Annotated in this window: 18 protein-coding genes and 2 tRNA genes; 12 read left to right on the top strand and 8 right to left on the bottom strand. The window is 33.4% G+C overall.

The window, feature by feature from the left end; all coding sequences use genetic code 11:
* Positions 1–9 precede the first annotated feature (9 nt).
* Together HX049_RS00840 and HX049_RS00835 are read right to left on the bottom strand one after the other, a co-directional pair.
* The gene (locus HX049_RS00840) at positions 10–2,775 is read right to left on the bottom strand and encodes a DEAD/DEAH box helicase family protein (protein ID WP_286413426.1); all 2,766 of its coding nucleotides are present in this window, start codon (positions 2,773–2,775) and stop codon (positions 10–12) included.
* Positions 2,776–2,883: 108 nt separating this feature from the next.
* Positions 2,884–3,882: a 2-hydroxyacid dehydrogenase gene (locus HX049_RS00835; RefSeq protein ID WP_286413425.1), complete on the bottom strand. Its 999-nt coding sequence runs from the start codon at positions 3,880–3,882 to the stop codon at positions 2,884–2,886.
* A 401-nt stretch (positions 3,883–4,283) separates the two neighbouring features.
* Here HX049_RS00835 and HX049_RS00830 point away from each other — a divergent pair, with 401 nt between their 5' ends.
* A complete protein-coding gene (locus tag HX049_RS00830) occupies positions 4,284–5,474 on the top strand; it encodes a hypothetical protein (protein WP_286413424.1) in 1,191 nt (396 codons plus the stop codon).
* A 102-nt stretch (positions 5,475–5,576) separates the two neighbouring features.
* Here HX049_RS00830 and HX049_RS00825 read toward each other — a convergent pair whose 3' ends face one another.
* The 6 genes from HX049_RS00825 to rbfA all read right to left on the bottom strand — a co-directional run bounded on the left by HX049_RS00825 (position 5,577) and on the right by rbfA (position 14,018).
* Entirely contained in the window at positions 5,577–6,638 is a 1,062-nt protein-coding gene (locus HX049_RS00825) for a hypothetical protein (protein WP_286413423.1), read from the bottom strand.
* A 3-nt stretch (positions 6,639–6,641) separates the two neighbouring features.
* Positions 6,642–7,718 (bottom strand): hypothetical protein, encoded by a 1,077-nt coding sequence (locus HX049_RS00820; protein WP_286413422.1) that lies wholly within the window; start codon positions 7,716–7,718, stop codon positions 6,642–6,644.
* A gap of 2 nt (positions 7,719–7,720) precedes the next feature.
* Complete coding sequence (locus HX049_RS00815; RefSeq protein ID WP_286413421.1) at positions 7,721–9,499, bottom strand: HSP90 family protein; 1,779 nt, start codon at positions 9,497–9,499, stop codon at positions 7,721–7,723.
* Entirely contained in the window at positions 9,499–12,024 is a 2,526-nt protein-coding gene (locus HX049_RS00810; RefSeq protein WP_286413420.1) for an SEL1-like repeat protein, read from the bottom strand. Before HX049_RS00810 ends, HX049_RS00815 begins: the two co-directional genes overlap by 1 nt.
* 394 nt (positions 12,025–12,418) lie before the next feature.
* Entirely contained in the window at positions 12,419–13,624 is a 1,206-nt protein-coding gene (locus tag HX049_RS00805; RefSeq protein ID WP_286413419.1) for an ABC transporter permease, read from the bottom strand.
* A gap of 1 nt (position 13,625) precedes the next feature.
* Positions 13,626–14,018: a 30S ribosome-binding factor RbfA gene (gene rbfA, locus HX049_RS00800; protein ID WP_006257441.1), complete on the bottom strand. Its 393-nt coding sequence runs from the start codon at positions 14,016–14,018 to the stop codon at positions 13,626–13,628.
* Between the two features lie 70 nt (positions 14,019–14,088).
* Here rbfA and mce point away from each other — a divergent pair, with 70 nt between their 5' ends.
* The 11 genes from mce (at position 14,089) to HX049_RS00745 (ending at position 21,062) form a co-directional block, all read left to right on the top strand.
* Positions 14,089–14,490, top strand: coding sequence for a methylmalonyl-CoA epimerase (mce, locus tag HX049_RS00795; protein ID WP_286413418.1), 402 nt, complete (start codon positions 14,089–14,091; stop codon positions 14,488–14,490).
* A gap of 69 nt (positions 14,491–14,559) precedes the next feature.
* Positions 14,560–14,636 (top strand) — tRNA-Ile (locus HX049_RS00790).
* A gap of 24 nt (positions 14,637–14,660) precedes the next feature.
* Positions 14,661–14,734: transfer RNA gene (locus tag HX049_RS00785), tRNA-Ile, on the top strand.
* Between the two features lie 185 nt (positions 14,735–14,919).
* Positions 14,920–15,744, top strand: a complete 825-nt coding sequence (locus tag HX049_RS00780; RefSeq protein ID WP_286413417.1) for a hypothetical protein — start codon at positions 14,920–14,922, stop codon at positions 15,742–15,744.
* Between the two features lie 91 nt (positions 15,745–15,835).
* Positions 15,836–16,123, top strand: a complete 288-nt coding sequence (locus HX049_RS00775) for a helix-turn-helix transcriptional regulator (protein WP_006260546.1) — start codon at positions 15,836–15,838, stop codon at positions 16,121–16,123.
* Positions 16,124–16,221: 98 nt separating this feature from the next.
* Entirely contained in the window at positions 16,222–17,463 is a 1,242-nt protein-coding gene (locus HX049_RS00770) for a primase-helicase family protein (RefSeq protein WP_006260545.1), read from the top strand.
* A gap of 194 nt (positions 17,464–17,657) precedes the next feature.
* Positions 17,658–18,566, top strand: a complete 909-nt coding sequence (locus HX049_RS00765) for a toprim domain-containing protein (protein WP_286413416.1) — start codon at positions 17,658–17,660, stop codon at positions 18,564–18,566.
* A gap of 98 nt (positions 18,567–18,664) precedes the next feature.
* Positions 18,665–18,964: a plasmid mobilization protein gene (locus HX049_RS00760; RefSeq protein WP_006257449.1), complete on the top strand. Its 300-nt coding sequence runs from the start codon at positions 18,665–18,667 to the stop codon at positions 18,962–18,964.
* A 1-nt stretch (position 18,965) separates the two neighbouring features.
* A complete protein-coding gene (locus HX049_RS00755; protein WP_286413415.1) occupies positions 18,966–19,883 on the top strand; it encodes a relaxase/mobilization nuclease domain-containing protein in 918 nt (305 codons plus the stop codon).
* Positions 19,884–19,894: 11 nt separating this feature from the next.
* The gene (locus HX049_RS00750) at positions 19,895–20,407 is read left to right on the top strand and encodes a hypothetical protein (protein WP_286413414.1); all 513 of its coding nucleotides are present in this window, start codon (positions 19,895–19,897) and stop codon (positions 20,405–20,407) included.
* Positions 20,408–20,591: 184 nt separating this feature from the next.
* Positions 20,592–21,062, top strand: coding sequence for a JAB domain-containing protein (locus tag HX049_RS00745; RefSeq protein ID WP_006260540.1), 471 nt, complete (start codon positions 20,592–20,594; stop codon positions 21,060–21,062).
* Positions 21,063–21,597: the final 535 nt, after the last annotated feature.

The following is a 21,597-nucleotide window of genomic DNA, read 5'->3' as shown; positions in this document are numbered from 1 at the left end:
AGGGGATATTTATTTCCATACATCTTCTTCTAAAATAGGCCGATCAGATAATAGGTTAGCTACAGCTAATAATCTAGTGCGCAACAGCTCTTTTCTTCCTTCAGGAGTTCGGGTATAAATAATATTACACTTCCCTACTGATGCTTTCCATTCAGCTTCAAAGTACTGCACTCTTTTCTGATTCACTCCGATACATTCTGGTACTGCGTGATAATCTGAAGACGTTCCATAAAAGGCAACAAAAGATTTGCGTTCTATCACATAACGAGGATTCTCTACTGGGCTAAGTATTTCTTTTAAACTCTTGATAAATAACTTACGCTCTATAATACTTCCTCCTTTTAATGCGAAGTTTACTTCTCCTACAAAACTAACATTACCTATAATAGTAAAACTCTTATATTCTGTTTTGATTAGACCGAAGTGACATAATGTTTTCAACAAAGTTCTTGCAATAGGAAACAAATCATGGCTTACATCTCTATAGCTTCTCGCTATTTTGAGTGTTTTAATACCTTGTTTACCAAACTTAAAAATAAAACCGAATATACCTCCATTTACTAAAACCCAAATAATCCTCTTCATCGTAAGACCACCACTAATCAAGGAAGTCCATATTAGATCAAATATTTGATTGAAAAAATATAATGAGACTACCCCTACTAAAGAAAATATAGAGGCCTCTATGGTTTTACGAGTATAAAGAGACTCAACTTCGCTAGCCGTCTCTCTCTTATTGCGCTCAATAAAAGGAGCCTCTATAGCATTAATTAAAGAAGTCCCTTTCGCTATTCCTATTTGCCATCTTTTATGTAGTAAATCACGTTGTCTAGCTAATAAAAAGCTTCTGTCATTTTGTTCTTTGATTGCTTCTATAGAGTCCAAATGTAAAGGTAATCTCAATCTACTTGTTCCATTAGATATCTCTACATCTTCTAATACAGCATCATTAGACACACCAACAAAACCTCTAAAGCGTCTTGTTAAAAAAGAAATATCTGTTCCTCCATTTTCCACATAAGGATCAATACTAACCAAATGCCATATATTAGAAGTTTTGTTAGGATCATTTTTTAAGCTTCTAATAGCGCGTCCTCTCATCTGATTAGACATTACAAAAGAACCTACATAACTCGCTAAAATAAGAGAATTAATAGATGGTGCATCCCATCCTTCTCCTAGTAAAGCCTTAGTACCAATTAACACTTCTATCTCTCCTTTTTCAAAAAGCTGTGTTATTAAAGCAACAACTTGATGCCTAGTAGAGTCGCTTACAACAACCTCAACATAATTAGAATCATAAACAATAGGTTTACAGATAATCTCTTTACCAACAGCCGTAATAGACAACTCTAATAGTAAAGGTACTGCTATAATAGGAATGATTACTAATGTACCTGATAATACCCCCATCTTCAGCTCTGTACTGATAGGTGTACGCCTAAGATATTCGAATATAGGCAAGACTCCTAACTTACTTATTTCTATGTCATTTATAGCTGTACTTACATGATACTCTTTATAGATAAAGTCAGCCAAAACGACTAAACGCAAAGAAGACTGAAGCATTGAATATTCTAGCTTTATAATCTCATGAATACTCTCTAACTTATTCACACTAGAGGTCAATAAGTCATTCTGTTTGGTATTATTACTAAATTGGACTTGTCCTTGGTTCATTGCGCCATAGTGACGCAATCGATTAAAGAGCTTAGTTACTTCTTCTTTATGCTCTTCTTCGTTCTCGAAAAAGCCACTCCCTTTAGCTGAATAAAACTGTATAACCTTCTCCATCCACACAAAATTCAGTGGAGGTATTTCTATATCAGTATTCCCAAGGATATACAGCTTACTCTTTGCTAATTCAACATCAAAATGATGGATATAAACTAAGCAAGCAAAGAAGTGCTCTGTATTATCATATATCCAATTCAAATGGTTTTCTGGATCTATTAATAGTTGACTACTACTTAACTCCTCCAGCATCGCCCGCTCCTCTATAAGCTTTTGATATAACTCATATACTTTATTTCTACTTTTGAGAAGTGCCTCTCGCTCATTACTAGCAGGAACATTAAAATAAATAAAATCCTGATGTGGACATAAGTCATAATCCTTTACTAATTCAGGCACAGATATCTCTTCATCTACCTCACCGTTTAGGGCGATATATCTTCTCCATTCTGCCATTGACACATCATAAGGAGGCGTTGCTGTAAGCCCTACTACTTTAGGGTCTATCTCATCAACTAAAGCTGTAATAGCTGTCCACCAAGCGTTTTTTAAATGATGAGCTTCATCAGCTATAATAGTTTTGACTCCCTTCTTCTTTAAGACTTTGATTATTTTAGATTGTTGCTCCTTATTACTACTCTTATTTTCAATAGAATCTTCTTCTGTATCAAACTCCTCTTCTTCTTCCTTTTCTATCGTATTATTAAAAGCAGCATATAGCCCTTGGTAAGTACAAACTGTCACAAATGAAGGGTTATATATATCAGTCGATATCCAATCTGGCTTAGTTTCTACTTGCAGAAAAAGTTCACAGAAACGATCTATCCATTGCTGTTTAATAGCAATACTTGGAGCTAGAATTAGCGTAGGTTTATTTATTCTTAACATGACCTCTAACCCTAAAACTGTCTTACCAGAGCCAGGAGGCGCTATAACGTGTAATTTATGATTATCTAAATGGTATTCTAGGTTATCTAGAACACGTGCCTGATAAGAACGCCAAGGATATTTAAATGATATGTCTTCTGGAAATCTTCGCATGATAACTCTTCTATTAACATTTAAAGATATGGATATTATATAAAAAAAAACAAGTAGAGTAATCTAATTACCCTACTTGTCTTACATAAAATCTCAAAAATAAATCAGTTATAGTTCAGCATTTCTACCTACTATCTCATTATTCGTTTTAAGTTGTTTTAGGTTATCTAATGTAATAAAAGCTATCTGAGTCAGCGCTTCATCTGTAAAGAAAGCCTGATGAGCAGTTACTAATACATTTGGGAATGAAGTTAATAATTGTAAACGTTCATCCTCTAATATTGTTCCTGATAAATCTCTAAAGAATACCTTCTCTTCTTGCTCGTATACATCTATTCCCAAAGCACCTATTTTCTTTGCTCTAAGCCCTTGTATAATAGCGTGTGTATCGATCAGTTTACCTCTACTCGTATTAATCAGCATTACTCCATCTTTCATTTTACTAATCGTATCTTCATTAATCAGATGCATCGTATCTGGTGTAAGCGGACAGTGTAGTGAAATAATATCAGACTTCGTAAATAGCTCTTCTAATTCTACATAACGAATCCCTTCAGCTTCTAATTGTTCATTTTTATAAATATCATAAGCTAGCACTTCAGTACCTAAAGCTTTCATCATACGACAAAAAACTGCACCAATATTACCTGTTCCTATAATACCCACCGTCTTTTTATAGATATTCGTTCCTAACAATCCATTTAAAGAGAAATTCTGTTCTCTAACGCGGTTATACGCCTTGTGAATCTTTCTATTAATAGTAAATAACATAGCTAGCGTATGCTCTGCTACTGCTTCTGGAGAATACGCAGGTACACGACAAACTCGTATATTATGTTTATGAGCAGCATCCAAGTCTACATTATTAAACCCTGCACAGCGAAGCGCGATATATTTAACATCTTTCTTCGCTAGATTACTAATCACCTCAGCATCTACTTTATCATTTACGAATACACATACCACATCAGTCCCTTCTGTAATCACATTTACTGTTTGTTCATCCAAACCTGTTTCAAAGTATTCTAATTCAAAGCCAAATTGTTTATTCTCCTTATCAAAGAATGTTACATCATAAGGTTGCGTAGAAAAAAAAGCAATCTTCATATCTTACTATTTTTAATATTATTAGTTCTGTCTATATGAAGCAAGGTGTTTGCCTTGTTTCACTTATTAAAGTTACTGATAAAAAACCATTAAACCACGTAATGCGACTTCTTTTACCCAATAAACATAGGGTTAGAAGCAATCCTTTGAATAACAATTTTATATATCTTCATTTATATCAATAATTTCATTAGATAACTCAAGAAAAAAAGAGCTTTACAAAAACATAAAACCAAACAAATCAATTCATTACAAAAACAACTATTTATTCTAGTCTATAAATCGTCTTAACCCGCTCTAATTAATAATATTTTCCCCTAAATACGTAGCACTTACAATAATTTTTCATTATTTTGTGAACTTTCTTGAACGTAAATAAACAAGCCTTTTTCACGAATAAAATGATTGCAAAAATTCAACTTAAATTAAATAATGACGTATTGCTTACAGTCATCAAAATGGTTAAGCATACGGATGACTATATTGTAGAGAATGTCACAGACGCATTACTAATAAGCATCAAAGAAGATTTAATCAATAAGTTAGAAGATAAAGCAAAAACAATACAGAAACAAGTTTCTATTCTTGATCATAATAAAAAGCATTCATTAGTATTGAAATACCATGAAGCGTACTCTATGTATAAGCTTCTAGAAGCTGTTCACGAAAAAGAATTATTCAGTGATAACCTACATATCAAAAAGATAAAAAGACTTATCTCTGAACTACATAATAAGCTAGATATCTTCGCCAAAGAAGAAGATATCACTATTATAGACGAAGACTTAGTAGAAGATAATTCTATTGAGATTACTGAGTCTAAGCCAGAGAGAATCTTAGTACTAGAAGGTACAGAAGACACACATACAGTAGATCCTAATCAAGTAGAAATACCTATCCTATTTGATATGACAGATGCCTTTAGTGATCACGAAGAAGAAATAGATACTCCAAATGAAGAAGTGTCTCATGAGACAGTATCTACTTTGCCTCATACGTTAGAAGAGTTGTTTACTCCTTCTGTAGAGGAAGAAGTAATCCCTGATAACGAGCTCCCTTTAGACCAAACTTCATGTCAAAAGAGCGAGATGGATGTGACAGAAGAAACAATAGTTTCTACAGAGGAATCTAATACTACATCTGAAACATTCCCTACTCAAGAAACGATCTACAGCACTGAGGAAGACTTATTCATGACAAACATACCAGAAAGCCAACCTAAGTTAGATTGGGAGAGAATTACTACAGAAGACCCTGCACCGCCTTTAGAAAAAAAGAATACAGCAGAACAAGTAACCTTCAGTGACCCTAAATACAATGAGTTATTTAATATTGCTAAAACAGGTATTAATGTAGATGAACAAGATCTTATCAATCACGAACCTATCATCTCGTCACAGTCAGAACAAGAAATGAATACGCTACTTACTGAAGAAGAAGACATCCCATATAGTCAAGATGTTATGCAAATAGAAATATTTGATGTAGAAATGATCGAGGTTGAGCCTAGTGAACAAAAAGAAAAGAAAGAGAAGAAAAAAGAAAAGAAAATAGTCAAAGCTGAACAAGACGGACAGATTAGTCTATTCTAACGATACAGCCACTCCCAAAAAGAGTGGCTTTTTTTTATATAAAAAAAGCAAGACCTTATACTCTGAAGTCTTGCTGTAAATATCTAAAGTCAATAAGCACGTTTAGTTTAATGCCTTATCTACTTCTTGTTTAAAATTGGTATTGTGATTACGTTGATCGAATCTATTAGCATAATCATAAGCCGTATCCTTAAAGTAAGTATACAAATCAGATAGCTTATACACACCCGACTCTTGATAGTAAGGCAATAGTGGAGATAAGCTTAATGTTACTTCACCTCCTCCTTGCATCAACGGAGCCATTGCTTTAGCAAAGTTATAGATATGTATATCTTCAGCCCCTAACTGCCACTCACAGATACGAGAGAAGAAGCTCCACATCTCAGGATGCTTTGTTTTTGCCATATAAGACACTAACTGTCCCATAGAGTATCCTACAGAACTATCGTATTGATCATGTGCGTGATATTCTTCTAATGCTTTATCGAAGTAGATAGAAGCTCTATCATCACCAGCATCATATAACTTATTAGCAAAACTACAAAAGGTTTGGAAAGGCATTGAATAACAGGTCAACTTCTTATTAATCAAGTCTTGTGCCTTTACTAATGACTCATCTATATGACCTAAGTCTAATAAAGTCTCTACTTTAGTATCTAATTCACAAGCAGGGCAGTTAGCCATATCGTCTAAGATCTCTTCATCAGCCAAGCGAATATACTCTTGTGCTAACTTATAATCTCTTAGATGTAGTGCATATCCAGTCATTACATTATAATATGCTCTATCACTATATCCGTTCTTTTTAAGACGTCTTCTTAAGTCATCTCCTATTTCTTTAATTTGCTCTAAAGAAATAGAAGCATTGCGGTAAGCAGAACAGAACATCCACTTATACTCCCATAAAAACTCTGATTCATCGAAGTAATCCTCATTAGAATCACTCGCATTAAGTATCCATGCAAATGCAGGAAAACTCTCTTCACACTTAGAGGTATTTCTCTCTTTCTGAATCAAGGTTAATCTTAAATCAAACCCCCAATCTAAATCATTATGTTTATCGGCAAGAGCAATAGCTTCTTTTAATGCCTTTACTTTATCACTAAAACTAGGTAATTCTTCTACCTTTAATAATATCTTCTGTATTTCTAGATTATAATTCATTAACTATATTTTTATTCCATTCATCATTTTTAATTCTTTGTATTCCTTAGAACAAAAATCTGAGCCATTACGCAAGTCAAACTGTAGCGCTAATCTGTTAGCTATATTATCATAATACTTATATAACTGTGCCAAATCATACATTCCATCAGATTCATAATAAGACAGTCTAGGAGATAAAGTTAATGCCTTCACTCCTCCTTGAGCACAAATCAAAGCAGCATGTCTACTCAACATATACTGTAAATCATCTTCTGCATCTATTTCCCAATCAGCAATACGCTCAAAGGTAGACCACATCATACCATCCTTCAATAAATACATAGCATACATTAGACGTGTCATACTGTATAACATGGAGCTATTTACTTCTCTTAACGTTTCAAAAGAAGCCTTTGCCTTTTCTAAGTAAATAGATGCTCTTACATCCTCTTCTTTTGCCATACAATAAGCCATCGCACAATAAGTCTCAAAAGGTAAAGCAAAATCACTTAATTTCTTTAATTCTACTTGCTCCATTAATACAATAGCCTCATCAAATCTCCCCATTAAAACTAAATTCTCTATGCGATAATCATATTCCATTATTTCTATATTCTCATCGTCATAAGGCTCTTGCATCGCTAGTTTGATATATTCTTCACCTTTCGTATAATCTCCTATGTTTTGGACATACTCTGCCATAGTGAAGTAGTACCCACGCTTGCTGATATGATTACGCTCTAATCTTGCATACAGGTCATCTGCTACTGCTAGAATCTGTTCTGTAGACAGTGATGCATTACTATATGCAGAGCACAGCATCCACTCGTACTCTAACAAGAACTCTGACTCGTGAAAACGCTCAGGATAGCGATCACATACATCTAAAATCCATGCAAAAGCCAGTACACTTTCTGTACATCCAGAAGTAGCACGTTCTTCGTGTATTAAACTATAACGCAACTCCACTCCCCAATCGAGATCATTGTGTTTATCAGCAATCTGAATACCTTGACGAATGAAACTTAAACACAGTTCCTGATCATCTATATTTTCATCAATAGCCAATAACAGCTTTTGTATTTCTAACCGATACATACTTAAAATTTAGGTAAGAAATTAGACATCCCTAAGATCATAAACTGATATAAAGCATCGTTGAAAGTATCCATCTCTCTTTTATTAATAGTATAACCTCCTAGCATAAGAGCCTGTACATAAAGCACATTGATTAAAGCTTCGAACAACTCATCATCATCGATAAGCATTACTTTCTCTACCAACTCACTCTGTTGATTAAAACACAGCGTAGGCATTACCTCCTCTTTCTTTTTAAAATGCTGTAAAGTACTTGCAAAAGGATTTGACGTTTGAGACAAACTCTGAATATTTTTAGAAGTCAGAGCATCCTCATTAGCAATGTAAATCGCTGTCGTATCTTTTGGCTCAAATCTTTTTACCTCTGCTCTACAGAAATGTCTTTTTAATATTTTATTCGCTTTTTCTATAAAGTGCTCTATACGCTTACTATCTTCTATGGCATCTTCGAATTCCTCTAGAATATCATTAGGCGCGATACGTTCTAGCTTTAACTCTGTATGAGAGCGTTTAAGCTTCTCTATCAGATCCGTCTCATAGCTATACGCTGCATTAATCACTAACTTATTCTGAGAGCCTGCTATACGACGTATTTGTCTATAATCATCTAGAGATGGAGTATAATATATATTTTTATACATCTCTTTAATTTCTCCGAAAGCCATCATTCCCTGATTCGTCTCAAAAGGAAGGTAATCTTCGAACATAGTCATAATCTCGTTATCAGATGCAGCCAATGCCTTAATAAACATATGGTGAATACTAATAATCTTCTCTAGAATCTCAGGACTAGTAATAGAAAGCGTCTTTAAGTAATCTTTAAAACACTCACTCAGCTCCTTTTTAGATTCTTGTAAGACCGCATTATTCATTAATGACTCTCTAGAAGCCGTAGGTTGTAACGCATTCGAATTAAAAATACAACGCACAAAAGAAGTCCACTCAGGCAACAGATTAGTAGCCTGATCGCATAGATACATCTTTTTCAAAAAGATTTTATGCTCTTTGGTAGCTGTAGTATTCACCTTATTCGGGATAATATAAGCTACTCCTTGTATCTCACCTGCTTCAGAATATAGTCTAAACACATCTAAGAACTTCGTCTTAAACACTTCCTTACCATAGTCTAATAACTGTTCTTTTGAACTTTCGTTATCTAACCATACAGGATTACCATCTAAGCATTGCTCTACCTCTCCCTTTTCGATTAGGTTCACTTCTATAGGTAATGCACTACCATAAAACAGCACATTCTGTTTCACCTCATCACGCTTAAACAGACTACGCCAAGCTTTCTTTGCATCTAAGATTACCTTAGTACCTACTTCATCTAATAAAGGGATCGTTTCTACTTCATATGTACCGTCCGCTTTACCCGTCCATCTTACAGACTCGTCTTTATAGAGCGAACGCGATTCTACAACAATAGCCTCACTCACTACTAAACATGACAACAACCCAATACCAAACTTACCGATTAAGTCTTTATCAGCTAATTCTCCACGCTTAGAGCTTTGCCCAATAACAGATAAGAACTGATGCACATCATCTTGTGTAAGTCCTACTCCATTATCTTGAAAGATTAAACGATCTCCTTCAAAGGTAATATTGATCTTTCCCTTAAAGCTTTCATCGATGCCTTTTCGGACTGTCACCGCATCCATACCATTCTGTAGAAGTTCTCTGACGAATACTGTTGGAGAGCTATATATATGCTCTGACAACAGCTCTATCATGCCCTTCATATTCACTTGAAACTGAAACTGTTTCTGATTTTCCATTATCTTCTTCTTTTACGAGGACCTCCTACTATCTTCTGTGCATCTTCATTGCCATTCTCTGCAGCCTGTTGATACCATTCCATAGCAGAGTCATCACTCTGAGGAACTCCTTCTCCTTTTAAATAACAGTTAGCTAACTCATACTGTGCCATATCAAAACCTGCTTCTGCAGCTTGAATCAAATAACTCACACCATATTCAGAATCTTTCTCTGCACCATCACCTTTCACTAACATTAACCCTACATAACTAGCGGCATCCATATTACCTCTATCAGCCACTTGCTTTAAGTAATGGAATGCTTCTACTAGATCTCTCTCGGTTCCATTGCCATAGAAGTAACACAATCCTAAGCGGAAAATAGCAGCATCATACTGTCTATCAGCAGCCAATTTATAGTAGTGGAATGCCTTAGTTTCATCCACCTCTACTCCTAATCCGAATTGGTAACAAATACCAAGTCCTTCAGAAATATAGTTTCTCTCTTCTGCTGCGATATAGTATTCAAAGGCTTTATCATATTCCTTCTCTTCTCCATATCCATATAGATAATAGTCTCCTAGTGACAACATCCCTAGAGGAGAACCACTCTCTACTGATTTCTCAAACCACTCTTTACCTAGTTCTACATTTGTTTCTGCTAGATACCCATAAGAGTAATAAACTCCTACTTTATACTGTGCATAGCTAAACCCTGCCTCTGCACCAACTATCATATATTCAAAAGCCTTTTCATAATCAGGCTCTCCACCATTAATACCTTCTTCATAGAATAGAGCGATATCAACATTAGCGTCTATAAAACCTAATTCTAGTGCTTTAGAAAATAACTCAAATGATTTCTCTTGGTTCTCTTCACCTCCAGTACCATATCTATAACAGCGAGCTAAGTGATATACACCTTCTGCCATATCTTGTTCTGCAGCTAACTCGAAGTGAGCCCTTGCTTTAGCATAATCAGGTTCTCCTACACTACCTTCTTCATAGATAAACCCTAGACGAATAGCCGCATAAGTATATCCTTCATTCAGCGCATCCTCATATAAGCGAGCTGCCTCAGCTACATCCTGCTCTATACCTTCTCCTCTCTCTAATAGCATTGCTAGTTCTACCTTACAGTAATTAGAGTTAAAATATTCTATCCCTCTTTGGTAGTAGCTAACTGCTTTATCTAGATTAGGTTCTCCAGCATACCCAAAACGGTGATAACGACCAGCTAATTCTAATCCTGATAAGTTATTTCGCTCAGCTGCTAACTCAAATAAATATAACGCCTTTTCATAATCTGCCTCTTCTTCAAACTCAGCATTCTGATACGCTAGTCCTAATCGATAAGGAGCATAATCATTACCTGCTGCCATAGCTTGCTCTAACAGTGCTTTTCCTCCTTCTACATCGCGTTCTACCTCTTCGAAATCTAATAAGACAAAGCCTTTTTCAGACATTGCTCTATCGTATTTATACTCTACTCCTCTGTCTAAAAACTCCATCCCTTTAGCGATATCTTTAAACTCTTTATTATACAAGTAGATAATAGCTAGCTCTAGTGTAGCCTCACTAGAATAGTAAGCAATAGATTTCTTGAACATTTCAATACCCTCTTCTTGCTTAGCTTCTAGTCCTTCTGTTCTAGGATAGAAGTAAGAATACCCTAGTACATATCCTGCATGTGTGATACCATAGTCATAAGCATCTGCTAGTAACTCTCTACCTTGCTCTTCTGTATAGCCTAATTCTTCAAAACGACCATTACACGCCATCATTCCTAACAAGTACTTGCAGTAAGCACTATTATTCGCAATACCATCTTTTAAAGCAGCTTCAGCACTAACGTTATCATCTTCTCTTAGATAGTAATCAGCTAAGATATAAAGCCCTCTTTTCTTCACATTGATTAGTTCAGAGAACTTCTCTACCACAGCTTTACCTTCCTCACCTGAAGCACATCCTCTAAACTCGATGTTTAACAAAAATAGATTAGCGATATTTGCTCTCTCTCCATCTACGGCAGTTTTTAGAAGTGCTACTGCTCCCTCTTCATCTTTCTCATACCCTTGTGTACCATAATACATAGCATACCCTACATAACATTTACACAAGTCATCTCCTAATTCCACACCTTTCTTTAGATAGCCTACAGCTCTTTCTTCATCTCTAAATCCGTATCTAGAGTTAATGAATAATTCGTATTGATAAGCATAAGCATGCTTATATCCCCTATCTATAAATATGTCATTCAGTGCTTTCACATCTGTAAACCAGTCTGCATAATCCTCATCACTAAGGCTCATACTACTATGAAGACAGTTAGAGTCTTCATTCAGCTGATCATACAGCTTCTCCAGCACCTCATTATTCTTCCCGATTTGTTCAGCCAGCATACAGATCGCATGCGCTTTATACCACTCATGTGGATTGCTGTAATCATTCTTATTTAAAAACTCTTCAGCATGTGCTGTAATAGACATACTGTCATTTGCAAATTCTCTAACGTAATTTAAATATTCCATAGTAAACTGTTTCATAACTACCTTGTAAACAAGCTGATTTTTTTAGTTCTTTTTCATTTTATAGCAAATGTAGGAAAATGGCAATTAATACATGAAATAATAAATTCCTAAATCACACACATACCACCCCCAAACAGTTAATTAAAATACTACCAATATTTCAAAAAAACACGCTTTTTACTTAAAAATAACAGAAAAAAAAGAAAAAAAGACTCTTTCATAAAAATACTCACAATAAGTAATAGAAGTTAATTATAAAGTACACATATCGCAACTTTAGAACAGCTTACCTACGGGCTATCAAAAAGTTACAACACTAATTAAATCAACAAATAAGTAAAGAATTTACAAAAACCGTTCGAAAAACTTTCGAACAAACAATTTCCTTCTAAAGATGAAGGCTAATAAATTATAATTTTAAATAACTATTATTTACTCTTGACGAAGAGACAAGAGAGGCTAACAATCCTAGCACAATAATAGATATTAATACAACGAAGATATTTATCCAGTTAAAAGCAACTGGATAAGCAAGTCCTTCTCGGATAGAAATAAACCCAAAAGCAACTTGTAATGAGACCACAATAGCCCCCAATACCAATCCTATCACACTCCCTAACACACAGATAATCAATCCTTGGAATAAAAATATCTTGCGCAGATCACTCACAGGCACACCTATTTGGTTCAGCGTTTTAATATTAGGCTGTTTTTCAAGAATGATCATAATCATAGACCCTACTAATGTAAACAGAGCCATGATCACCACCAATACGAATATCAGATAAACAACTAGATTCTCCATATTCAACATACGGTACAACCCATCGTTTAGCTGTGTTTTATTCTTTACGATATACTCTTCACCGAGTACCTCCTTAATCTTCTGAACAGCTTTACCTTCAGACACTCCCTCAGCGATAGCCAGTTCTAGATTAGTCACCTCAGTAGTAGGTATATTCAGTAGTGCACGTGCATTATCTATATCGACGAACACATACTTATTATCCAGATCATCGTTACCTAAGACATATACACCTGTAGGGTTTAAATGCCTCTTTATAAAAGCATCTTCAGGATTTTCGATAGTTCCTTTACCAGGTTTTAAAGCCAACGCCTCAAAGGCATTCTCAGTATCGAACAGTCCCATAGATAATAAGTGAGACATACCCACTCCCACTACTGCATCATCCGTATCAGGTTCTAGCCAACTACCATACTCTACCTTTTCGTCAAAGTCAGTCACATTAACGAAGTTAGAGTCAATCCCTTTAATCATAGAGACTGCCTGCTTATCCTTAAACGAAAATAACAAGCGATCCTCTACTACCTTAGCTATACCCTTAAAATAACCTGACTCTTCTAAATCCAGAATCTGTCTGTCCTCGACTACAAAGCTTTTACCCTTTGGGGTAAAAACTTTTAAATCTGGATCTAAATCATCAACGAAAGAAAGACTATACGCTTTTAACCCACTGAATACCGATAACACGATAAACATAGCCATAGCACTCACTACAATACCTACAGAAGATATTGTCGTAATAACATTAATTGCCTTACTCTTACTTTTACTAAAGGCATAACGTTTCGCTATGTATAGGGAAAACTTCAATCTATTTTTTCTTTCTCTTTTCTAATAAATCAGGATTAGCGATAGGGTTTTCGTCACCCGTAAGCGCTTTGTCGATTTGATCGATATACTCTAAGCTATCATCCACGTAGAACAGTAAGTCTGGCACCTTTCTCATTTGGTGTTTTACTCGCTGTGCTAATTCGTGTTTAATTAACGGAGCATTAGATTTTATTCCTTTTAGTAGCTCTTCACCTTTATCGATAGGGAAGATACTTAAGTACACTCTCGCTACTGATAAATCACTTGTTATATTCACTTTAGAAACCGAAATAACTAAGTTAGTTATCCCGTTCTTACGCACCTCACCTTGCAAGATATCCACGATATCTTTTTGCAATAAGGCTCCCATCTTCTTTTGTCTATTAGTTTCCATGATGCAAAAATACAATTTTTTGAATAGCAAACTTTTTTATCTTTGTTTATATAACCCAAAACACTAAGAAATGCGAAAAATAGAACACATCGGAATAGCTGTAAAAGACTTAGAAGCCTCTAATGCCTTATTCGAAAAACTATTCGGTGCTCCAGCTTATAAGGAAGAAGCTGTAGAAAGCGAAGGCGTAAAAACTTCTTTCTTTATGAATGGCCCTAATAAAATAGAGCTATTAGAAGCAACTAACCCTGATAGCCCTATCGCCAAATTCTTAGAAAAAAAAGGAGAAGGCATCCATCATATCGCTTTTGATGTAGAAGATATAGAAGCTGAGATGAAAAGATTAGCAACAGAAGGATTCACGTTATTAAACGAAATTCCTAAAAAAGGAGCTGATAATAAATTAGTTGCCTTTTTACACCCAAAAACAACCAATGGGGTGCTTATAGAATTATGTCAAGAAATTAAATAATTTCTTTTAAAACTCTTGCATGAACCAATAAAAAACCATAATATTGCACCCGTTAAACACGTTTTAACTGGTCCTATAACTCAGCTGGTTAGAGTAGCTGACTCATAATCAGCAAGTCCCTGGTTCGAGCCCAGGTGGGACCACCACGAAATTTTTCGCTCAAAATGAGCGGTCCTATAACTCAGTTGGTTAGAGTAACTGACTCATAATCAGTAAGTCCCTGGTTCGAGCCCAGGTGGGACCACTAAAATTTCAGAGAAGCATCTATTGTAAAATAGGTGCTTTTTTTTGCCCTTTTTTCACCTTTTTTTTCATCAGTACAACAAAAGTACAACAATTTGTTTTACCCTATAAAGATAGTAAAGTTTTCATTTTCTTGCAGTTAGTTATATTTTTAGTACTTTTATTACTAACCAACAACAAGACACTATGAATACTATTATTGAAACTCCGTTTTTTTTCTTTCACCAGAAGCTTGAAAAGCTAAGCTCTGTAACTCTTTCCAAGAAGTTCACTTACATAATTGCCGCATTATTACCAATAATATCCCTGGTAACATCCACTTTTCAATTACCATATTTTTATAGTATATCTAAATGGTATATCCTTTTGCCTTTAACAGCATTGATTTACTCTATATTATTATTAAGTGCTGCAATTAATTTTCACAAAGGGCAGAACATATTTTTAATCAGTCACCTAAGTTTGATATATAAAGAATCTTTTAAATCATTTAAAAATTCCAAAGAGTATCTACTAATACCTCCTTCTAAAAAAACAATTACAATTAATATCACTACTCCTTCTAAAAAGAAACAGGAGCAAAAGAATGACAATGTATTTGTTTTTAGCACAGCACATCAGGCTATCATTAAAGAAACTTTGTATGAATTAAAGAAAGAAGTTATTAATGATGACACAACAATGGAAGATTTTAAAAGAGTTATAGAATCTTGTATTAGTAAAAAAACAGATAATCCTGATTCTTCTATTAAGTTAGAACTTCAGTCTCAACATTGTGCCATGTTCTTAGAAGCTTTCTTTATACCATTTGTACATTTATTTACTTTACACAAAACCACACTAAAAGAAAGTTGTCGCTACTTTAAATATGCAACTGTAGAAGATTATTCAGCTATAAACTATGATTCAATAAATAAAAAGGGCAGAAAGTTAATTACAAATGCTCATAAAGAAACTTATGCTAAAATCTTAGAAAATGTAAAAAGTCAGTTATCTAAAAAACTGTCCTAAGACTAAAATTAAATGTCAGTTAACTGACAAACAACCATTTCAAGTAGCTTCATTGCAATAGTTTAGCGTCATAATTCAAAAAACATTTATTATGACAACGCTAAAAATCATTCAAGAGCTTAACGAGATCAAGCTAATGATTACTAAAGGTAATCAGTTTCAAAAAGAAATCTTTACTATTAAAGATTTGATGGCTTATACTGGCTTTTCAGACAGTACTATTCATAAGTTAACTTCTAAAAACTTAATCCCTCATCACAAACCTACCAATGGCACCTTATTCTTTGACCGCCTTGAGATAGTTGAGTGGATTAAACAATATAGAGTCTTTACCGACCAAGAAGTTCTATCACAATTTTCAAAACAGTTAAAAAAATAAAAGCATTGATAGCCCTACTATCAATGCTTAAATAACTATTTCTATAACAAAAGAAAACAGTAGTAAATATAACTACTTCTTTCTGAAAATTTTTTGATATGAATACAACTGCAACAGAATATATTCGAATAGGAACAGAGTACTATGCGATAAGAAAGAAGAACGTCAACGGTAAAGAAATCATTGTTGAACGTAAACTGTGGAGAAAGTCTGAAATCATCACTGACTTTGGAAAGGATATCATCAAAGAGTTACCTAAATTCTTTGGTTATAAATGTGAACCTAATCACATTCATTACACTCATTTTATAGGAGATTACTTTAATTCCTACTCTCCTATTCTATATAACATTGACACTACTTCTGAACTTTCATTAAATTCACTTAAAGAACAGATACCTATTACTTATTATTTTCTACAACACATCTTTGGAAATCAATATCTACTTGCAATAGATTATTTTAAAATTCTATTATTCTATCCAGAACAAATATTGCCAATTATAGTGCTTGTATCTAGGAATCGTGAAACAGGAAAAACCACATTTTTAAATTGGATAAAAGAAATCTTTGATAAAAATGCTGTTTTTGTAAAGGCAAATGCATTTACAGAAAAATTCAATAGTGAGATGGATAGTAAACTTCTCTTATTAATAGAAGAAGTAAAATCTGAGAACAAAGATATTGTTGAAGCAATCAAATACATTTCAACGGCTATGTATCAATCAATTGAATACAAAGGCCAAGAAAAAGTTGAGCAGAAGTCTTTTCTTAAGATTATCATGACAAGTAATCACGAGCATAATTTTCTAAAGATAGATAAAGAAGAAACAAGGTTTTGGGTTATTAAAGTCCCTCCGATAAGAAAGAGATCTACTGAATTTTTCACCAAACTCATTCAGGAGATTCCTATTTTCTTAAACTATCTCTATAGAGTTCCTTTCACGACTGAAAAGAAAACCCGAATGTGGTTTACTCCAGAGACTCTACACACAGAAGCCTTACATAAACTAAAACACGATGTAGATCTTCAAAACAAAAACCTGGTGCTTGATATACTTGATATTATTTTCAATGAATTTGATATGGATCAAATAGACACCACTCCTTCTGATATTAATGCTCTTCTGAATTATTATAACAGAGGTCATAATATCACAATGAGAGAGATACAAACAATACTTGAAAACATAGCTTTAGTTAGATCAACTAACTCAAATAATTATGAACGAGTCAAGATAGAGGATAGTACTTTAAAACGGACTATTCACAAGGGTAAATATTACAGGATTTCAAAAGAAACACTTTTAAATCAGATGACAGATGAAATAAATAACTAATAAACTATTTACCAATAACTTAAGTATTAATAAATCATAAACTGATTGTCATCTACGATTCATCTGCGCTCATCTAAAGAAAGTAATTCACTATTAGTACAATTATGATCAGATGATCAGATGACAACTAAATGACATACAGATATTACTTTAAACACTATAAATCAATAACATACAATTAAACAACCCAAATTATGAATATTCAAGAAGCAAAAAACATATCGATTATTTCTATTTTAGATAGCCTTGGTATAAAACCAACTAAAATCAATGATAAACAAGCCTGGTACCATTCTCCTTTTAGAGCAGAAAACACCCCTTCGTTTAGTGTTAGTGTAACTAAAAATGTATTCTATGACTTTGGTGATAGTACATATAAAGGAAATGTAATTGACTTTGTAATGCTATATTACAAATGTGATATAAAAGAAGCTCTAAAAATCTTAGCAAACAATTCTTTTTCTGTTCACCAGCAACTTTTTAATCCACAGGTTAATCAAGATGAGAAAGATTATGAGATTACAGCCATTAAACCTCTGAGAAATAAATACCTTATATATTACAGCAAGCAAAGAGGCTTATGCATTAAAACAACTCAAAGGTATTGTAAGGAAATACATTATATCCTTAAAGATAAAGCTTATTATGCAATAGGCTTTCAAAATGAACTTGGTGGAGTAGAACTCAGAAACAAATATGTTCAAATGTGCTTTGGCTCCAAGTATCCTACCTATATAAATAATGATTCATCTACCGTATTTTTATTTGAAGCCTTTATCGACTTTTTATCCTTTATAACTCTTAAACCTAATTTAGAACATAGGTTTGATTACATCATTTTAAACTCCGTTAACACTTTAGAAAGTACCCTTATTCAATCCTCGAACAAGTTTTTATATAAAACCTTAGACGATTCAGAAACATTTGAATCTAAATATAAAACCATAGTTGCTTGTTTTGACAATGATACTGCTGGAGATAAAGCAACTGAGAAATTAATTGCAGCATTTCCATTAATTACAAAAGATGCAAGAGCTAAATATAAAGATTACAAGGATGTCAATGATTATTTACTGAGTATTAACCGCGATAAACTGACGTGAGAATCATCGAGATGTGTCTTTGTCCTTACAAATTGAAAATTTGAACCGGAACAAAGACCACTCGTTTTTCTCCCGAAGGTCGCAAAATTGGTAAGACGATGAAAAGAGAACACAAGATAGAATTTAGAGTTACCCTTACTGAATCTCTGCTTATAAAAAACAAAGCAAAGAAAATTGGTTGTAGCGTTTCTGAATATTTACGAAGTACTGCCCTGGGATATTCTGTAAGTTATAAACTAACTCAAGATGAAATTGAAACTTACAAACTACTAAACAAATTTGCTGATAACTTTAGAAGAATAGGTAACCTTTTTAAACTTGGAGATACCACTAAGGTAAAAGAATCCACCATTGAAACAGCAAACTTAATTAGAGCTCACCTTGAAAAACTAAAGTAATATGATAGCTAAAGCAAAAACATGTATTGGAGGAGCAGCACTTTTTAATTATGTAATCAATCCAAATAAAGGCTATGAACTTGCTAGAAACAATCTTTCGGGGGAAACTCCGAAAGATATGTATCAAACCATGCAGATTCTACAAAATCAAAACACTCGCTGTAAAAACAATACAATCTCCGTTGTTATATCTCCTACTATTGAAGATAGTAGAAAAATGACAGACCAAGATTTAGAAAGTCTCGTAAAAGATTTTTTAGTTGGTTTAAAATTAGATCCCAAAGGCGCGCAATACATCGCTTACTTACATACTGAAAAAGAGCACAAACACATTCACATTTTGATTAACCGTATTGATGAGAATGGAAAAGCACTAAAAGATAACTATATCGGATTTCAAGCACAGAGTATCGCTCACGAAATAGCCCTAAAATACAATTGGACTTCAATAAGACAAGAAAATATAAATAGAAAAGAGCTTTTAAAAACTAATCAGAAACAGACAGCTGAAATAATAAAAAAGGCTCATTATTTTGTTTTAAAAGAGCGTCCTAAAAACTTAGATCAGTACATCAATATGATGCTAGCACATCAAATAGAAGTAAAACCAACTGTAAACAAACAAGGTAATATTCAAGGCTATAGATTTATTCATTTACCAACCAACACGAACCTAAAAGCAAGTGAGGTTGATCGGAATTTAAAACTGAATGAACTCTTTGAAAATAACATACCAAAACCAAATAATGATTTATTTCATACTGTACTATATAAAGACCAAGACAAACAAATCTGTTTTGAAAATTGGAATACAAATACAGTAAGTCTATTTAGTTTTTTAAACGCTTATGGAAATTACTATGAGGATTATATGCCTGATATAACTAAAAAGAAAAAACGAAAACAAACACAAACATAAAATCTTTAACTATGACAAAGAAACAACCTACACTCACAGAACTCACTGAGTTACTATTTCAGCAGGTAGTTCACTTGCAAGAAAAACTCAAGCAAAATATTACTCTGCAAACTCAGCTTTCAAACAGGATAAATAATATTGAAGTAAAAGTAAATGTGTCTGAATTACACAAAATTGAGTCAAATAATAGACAAAGATTACAAGATGATTTCACTGCATTTCAGTCCACACTTTATGATACTAAAGAAGACCTTTTAAAAGTATATAGGGCTATTAGTCATAAGAAGATGTTCTACATCATAGCCCTTAATATTTTTCTTTTACTCACAAGTGGTTTATCAATTTACGTTGCGATTAAAAAATCAATTCATTACTCTGATTATAATCAGTTAATAGAAAATAATAAGAAATCGAATCTTGAATTAATGTATCTGAATCAGTTCTTTAAAGAGAATCCAAAGAACTTTGAGGTATATAAAAAGTGGAAAATTTCTTCTGAAAATAACACAAAAAAGCCTTTATAGTACATTGATTTTTAGTTTTATTTTTTATTAATAATTACACAAAGTTAGGCAATGCCTCGCGGTTCGCTAGCAAGAAAACCCCCATAAATGCTTGACTAAAGTCTTCGCTTTATTGCGCCCGTTTCTTGCGCTTGCTAAGCCATTACCAACTGTGGCTCCATAATTAATTTAAAAATTTAATATTATGGAAACTACAGTTTTAAACAAAGATTGGCTTATCGCTTCAGAAGTAGAATTAATTTACAAATCAAAAGTAAAGGCTTCACAGAGACCTCAAATTACATCTTCTTATAGTGCATATCAAATAGCATTAAAGGCTTGGGATGGTAATAAGATTGAATTATTAGAACAGTTTAAAGTTCTTATGCTTTCTAACAACAATAAAGTACTTGGAGTATTAGAAGCTTCAACGGGAGGAATAACCGCAACAATAGTAGATTTAAGAATTATTTTCTCAGCTTTACTAAAGGCTAATGCTACAGCTTTTATAATTATTCACAATCATCCATCTGGAAAGTTAGATCCAAGTGATGCTGATAGACAAATTACAAGAAAAATAAAAGAAGCAAGTAAGATACTTGATATTAATCTTTTAGATCACTTAATTATAACCGAAGAGAGTTACTACTCCTTTGCAGACGAAGGCACCTTATAGGTGTCTTTGTTTTTTTATATATTCTTAATTACTCTAGTTTTCACTTTTGTATTTAACTCAAATGAATTTTACTTAGAAGCTAAAAATCCCCTTTATCAAATAACCATCAAATAAAAAAACAACTGATTTTAAGCAGTTTAACTTTTAAAACTAGGTTTGTATCAAATAACCATCAAATAAAAAAAGCTTGATTTTAAGCAATTTCAATTCTTAGTTAGAATCGGGCATTTCTAGAATTTCTTAAAACTATACTAATCAATACAAGAACCTAACAATAATTATGTTACCTTAAATAAAAACTATACCTCAAACCGAACAAGATACCCGCAAAATAAAGCAAATATAAAAAGGTATATAACCTTAGTGTATTACAAAAAAAGCTAAAAGAGCAAACAGTATATATATTTCTTTTTTAGGCCATTTAATTACACAATTTAAAAAAACGCCAAAAGTTCACTACTTTCATACAAATCAGTTTGACTACAAAAAACAGCACTTTTATGTAAGCAAAAAATATTGATTACAATTTTTGAAG

This window comes from Myroides odoratimimus (assembly GCF_030326305.1).
Classification (GTDB): Bacteria; Bacteroidota; Bacteroidia; order Flavobacteriales; family Flavobacteriaceae; genus Flavobacterium; species Flavobacterium odoratimimum_A.
Note: the sequence above shows the minus strand (reverse complement) of the source record. Positions and strands in the feature narration are given on the sequence as shown.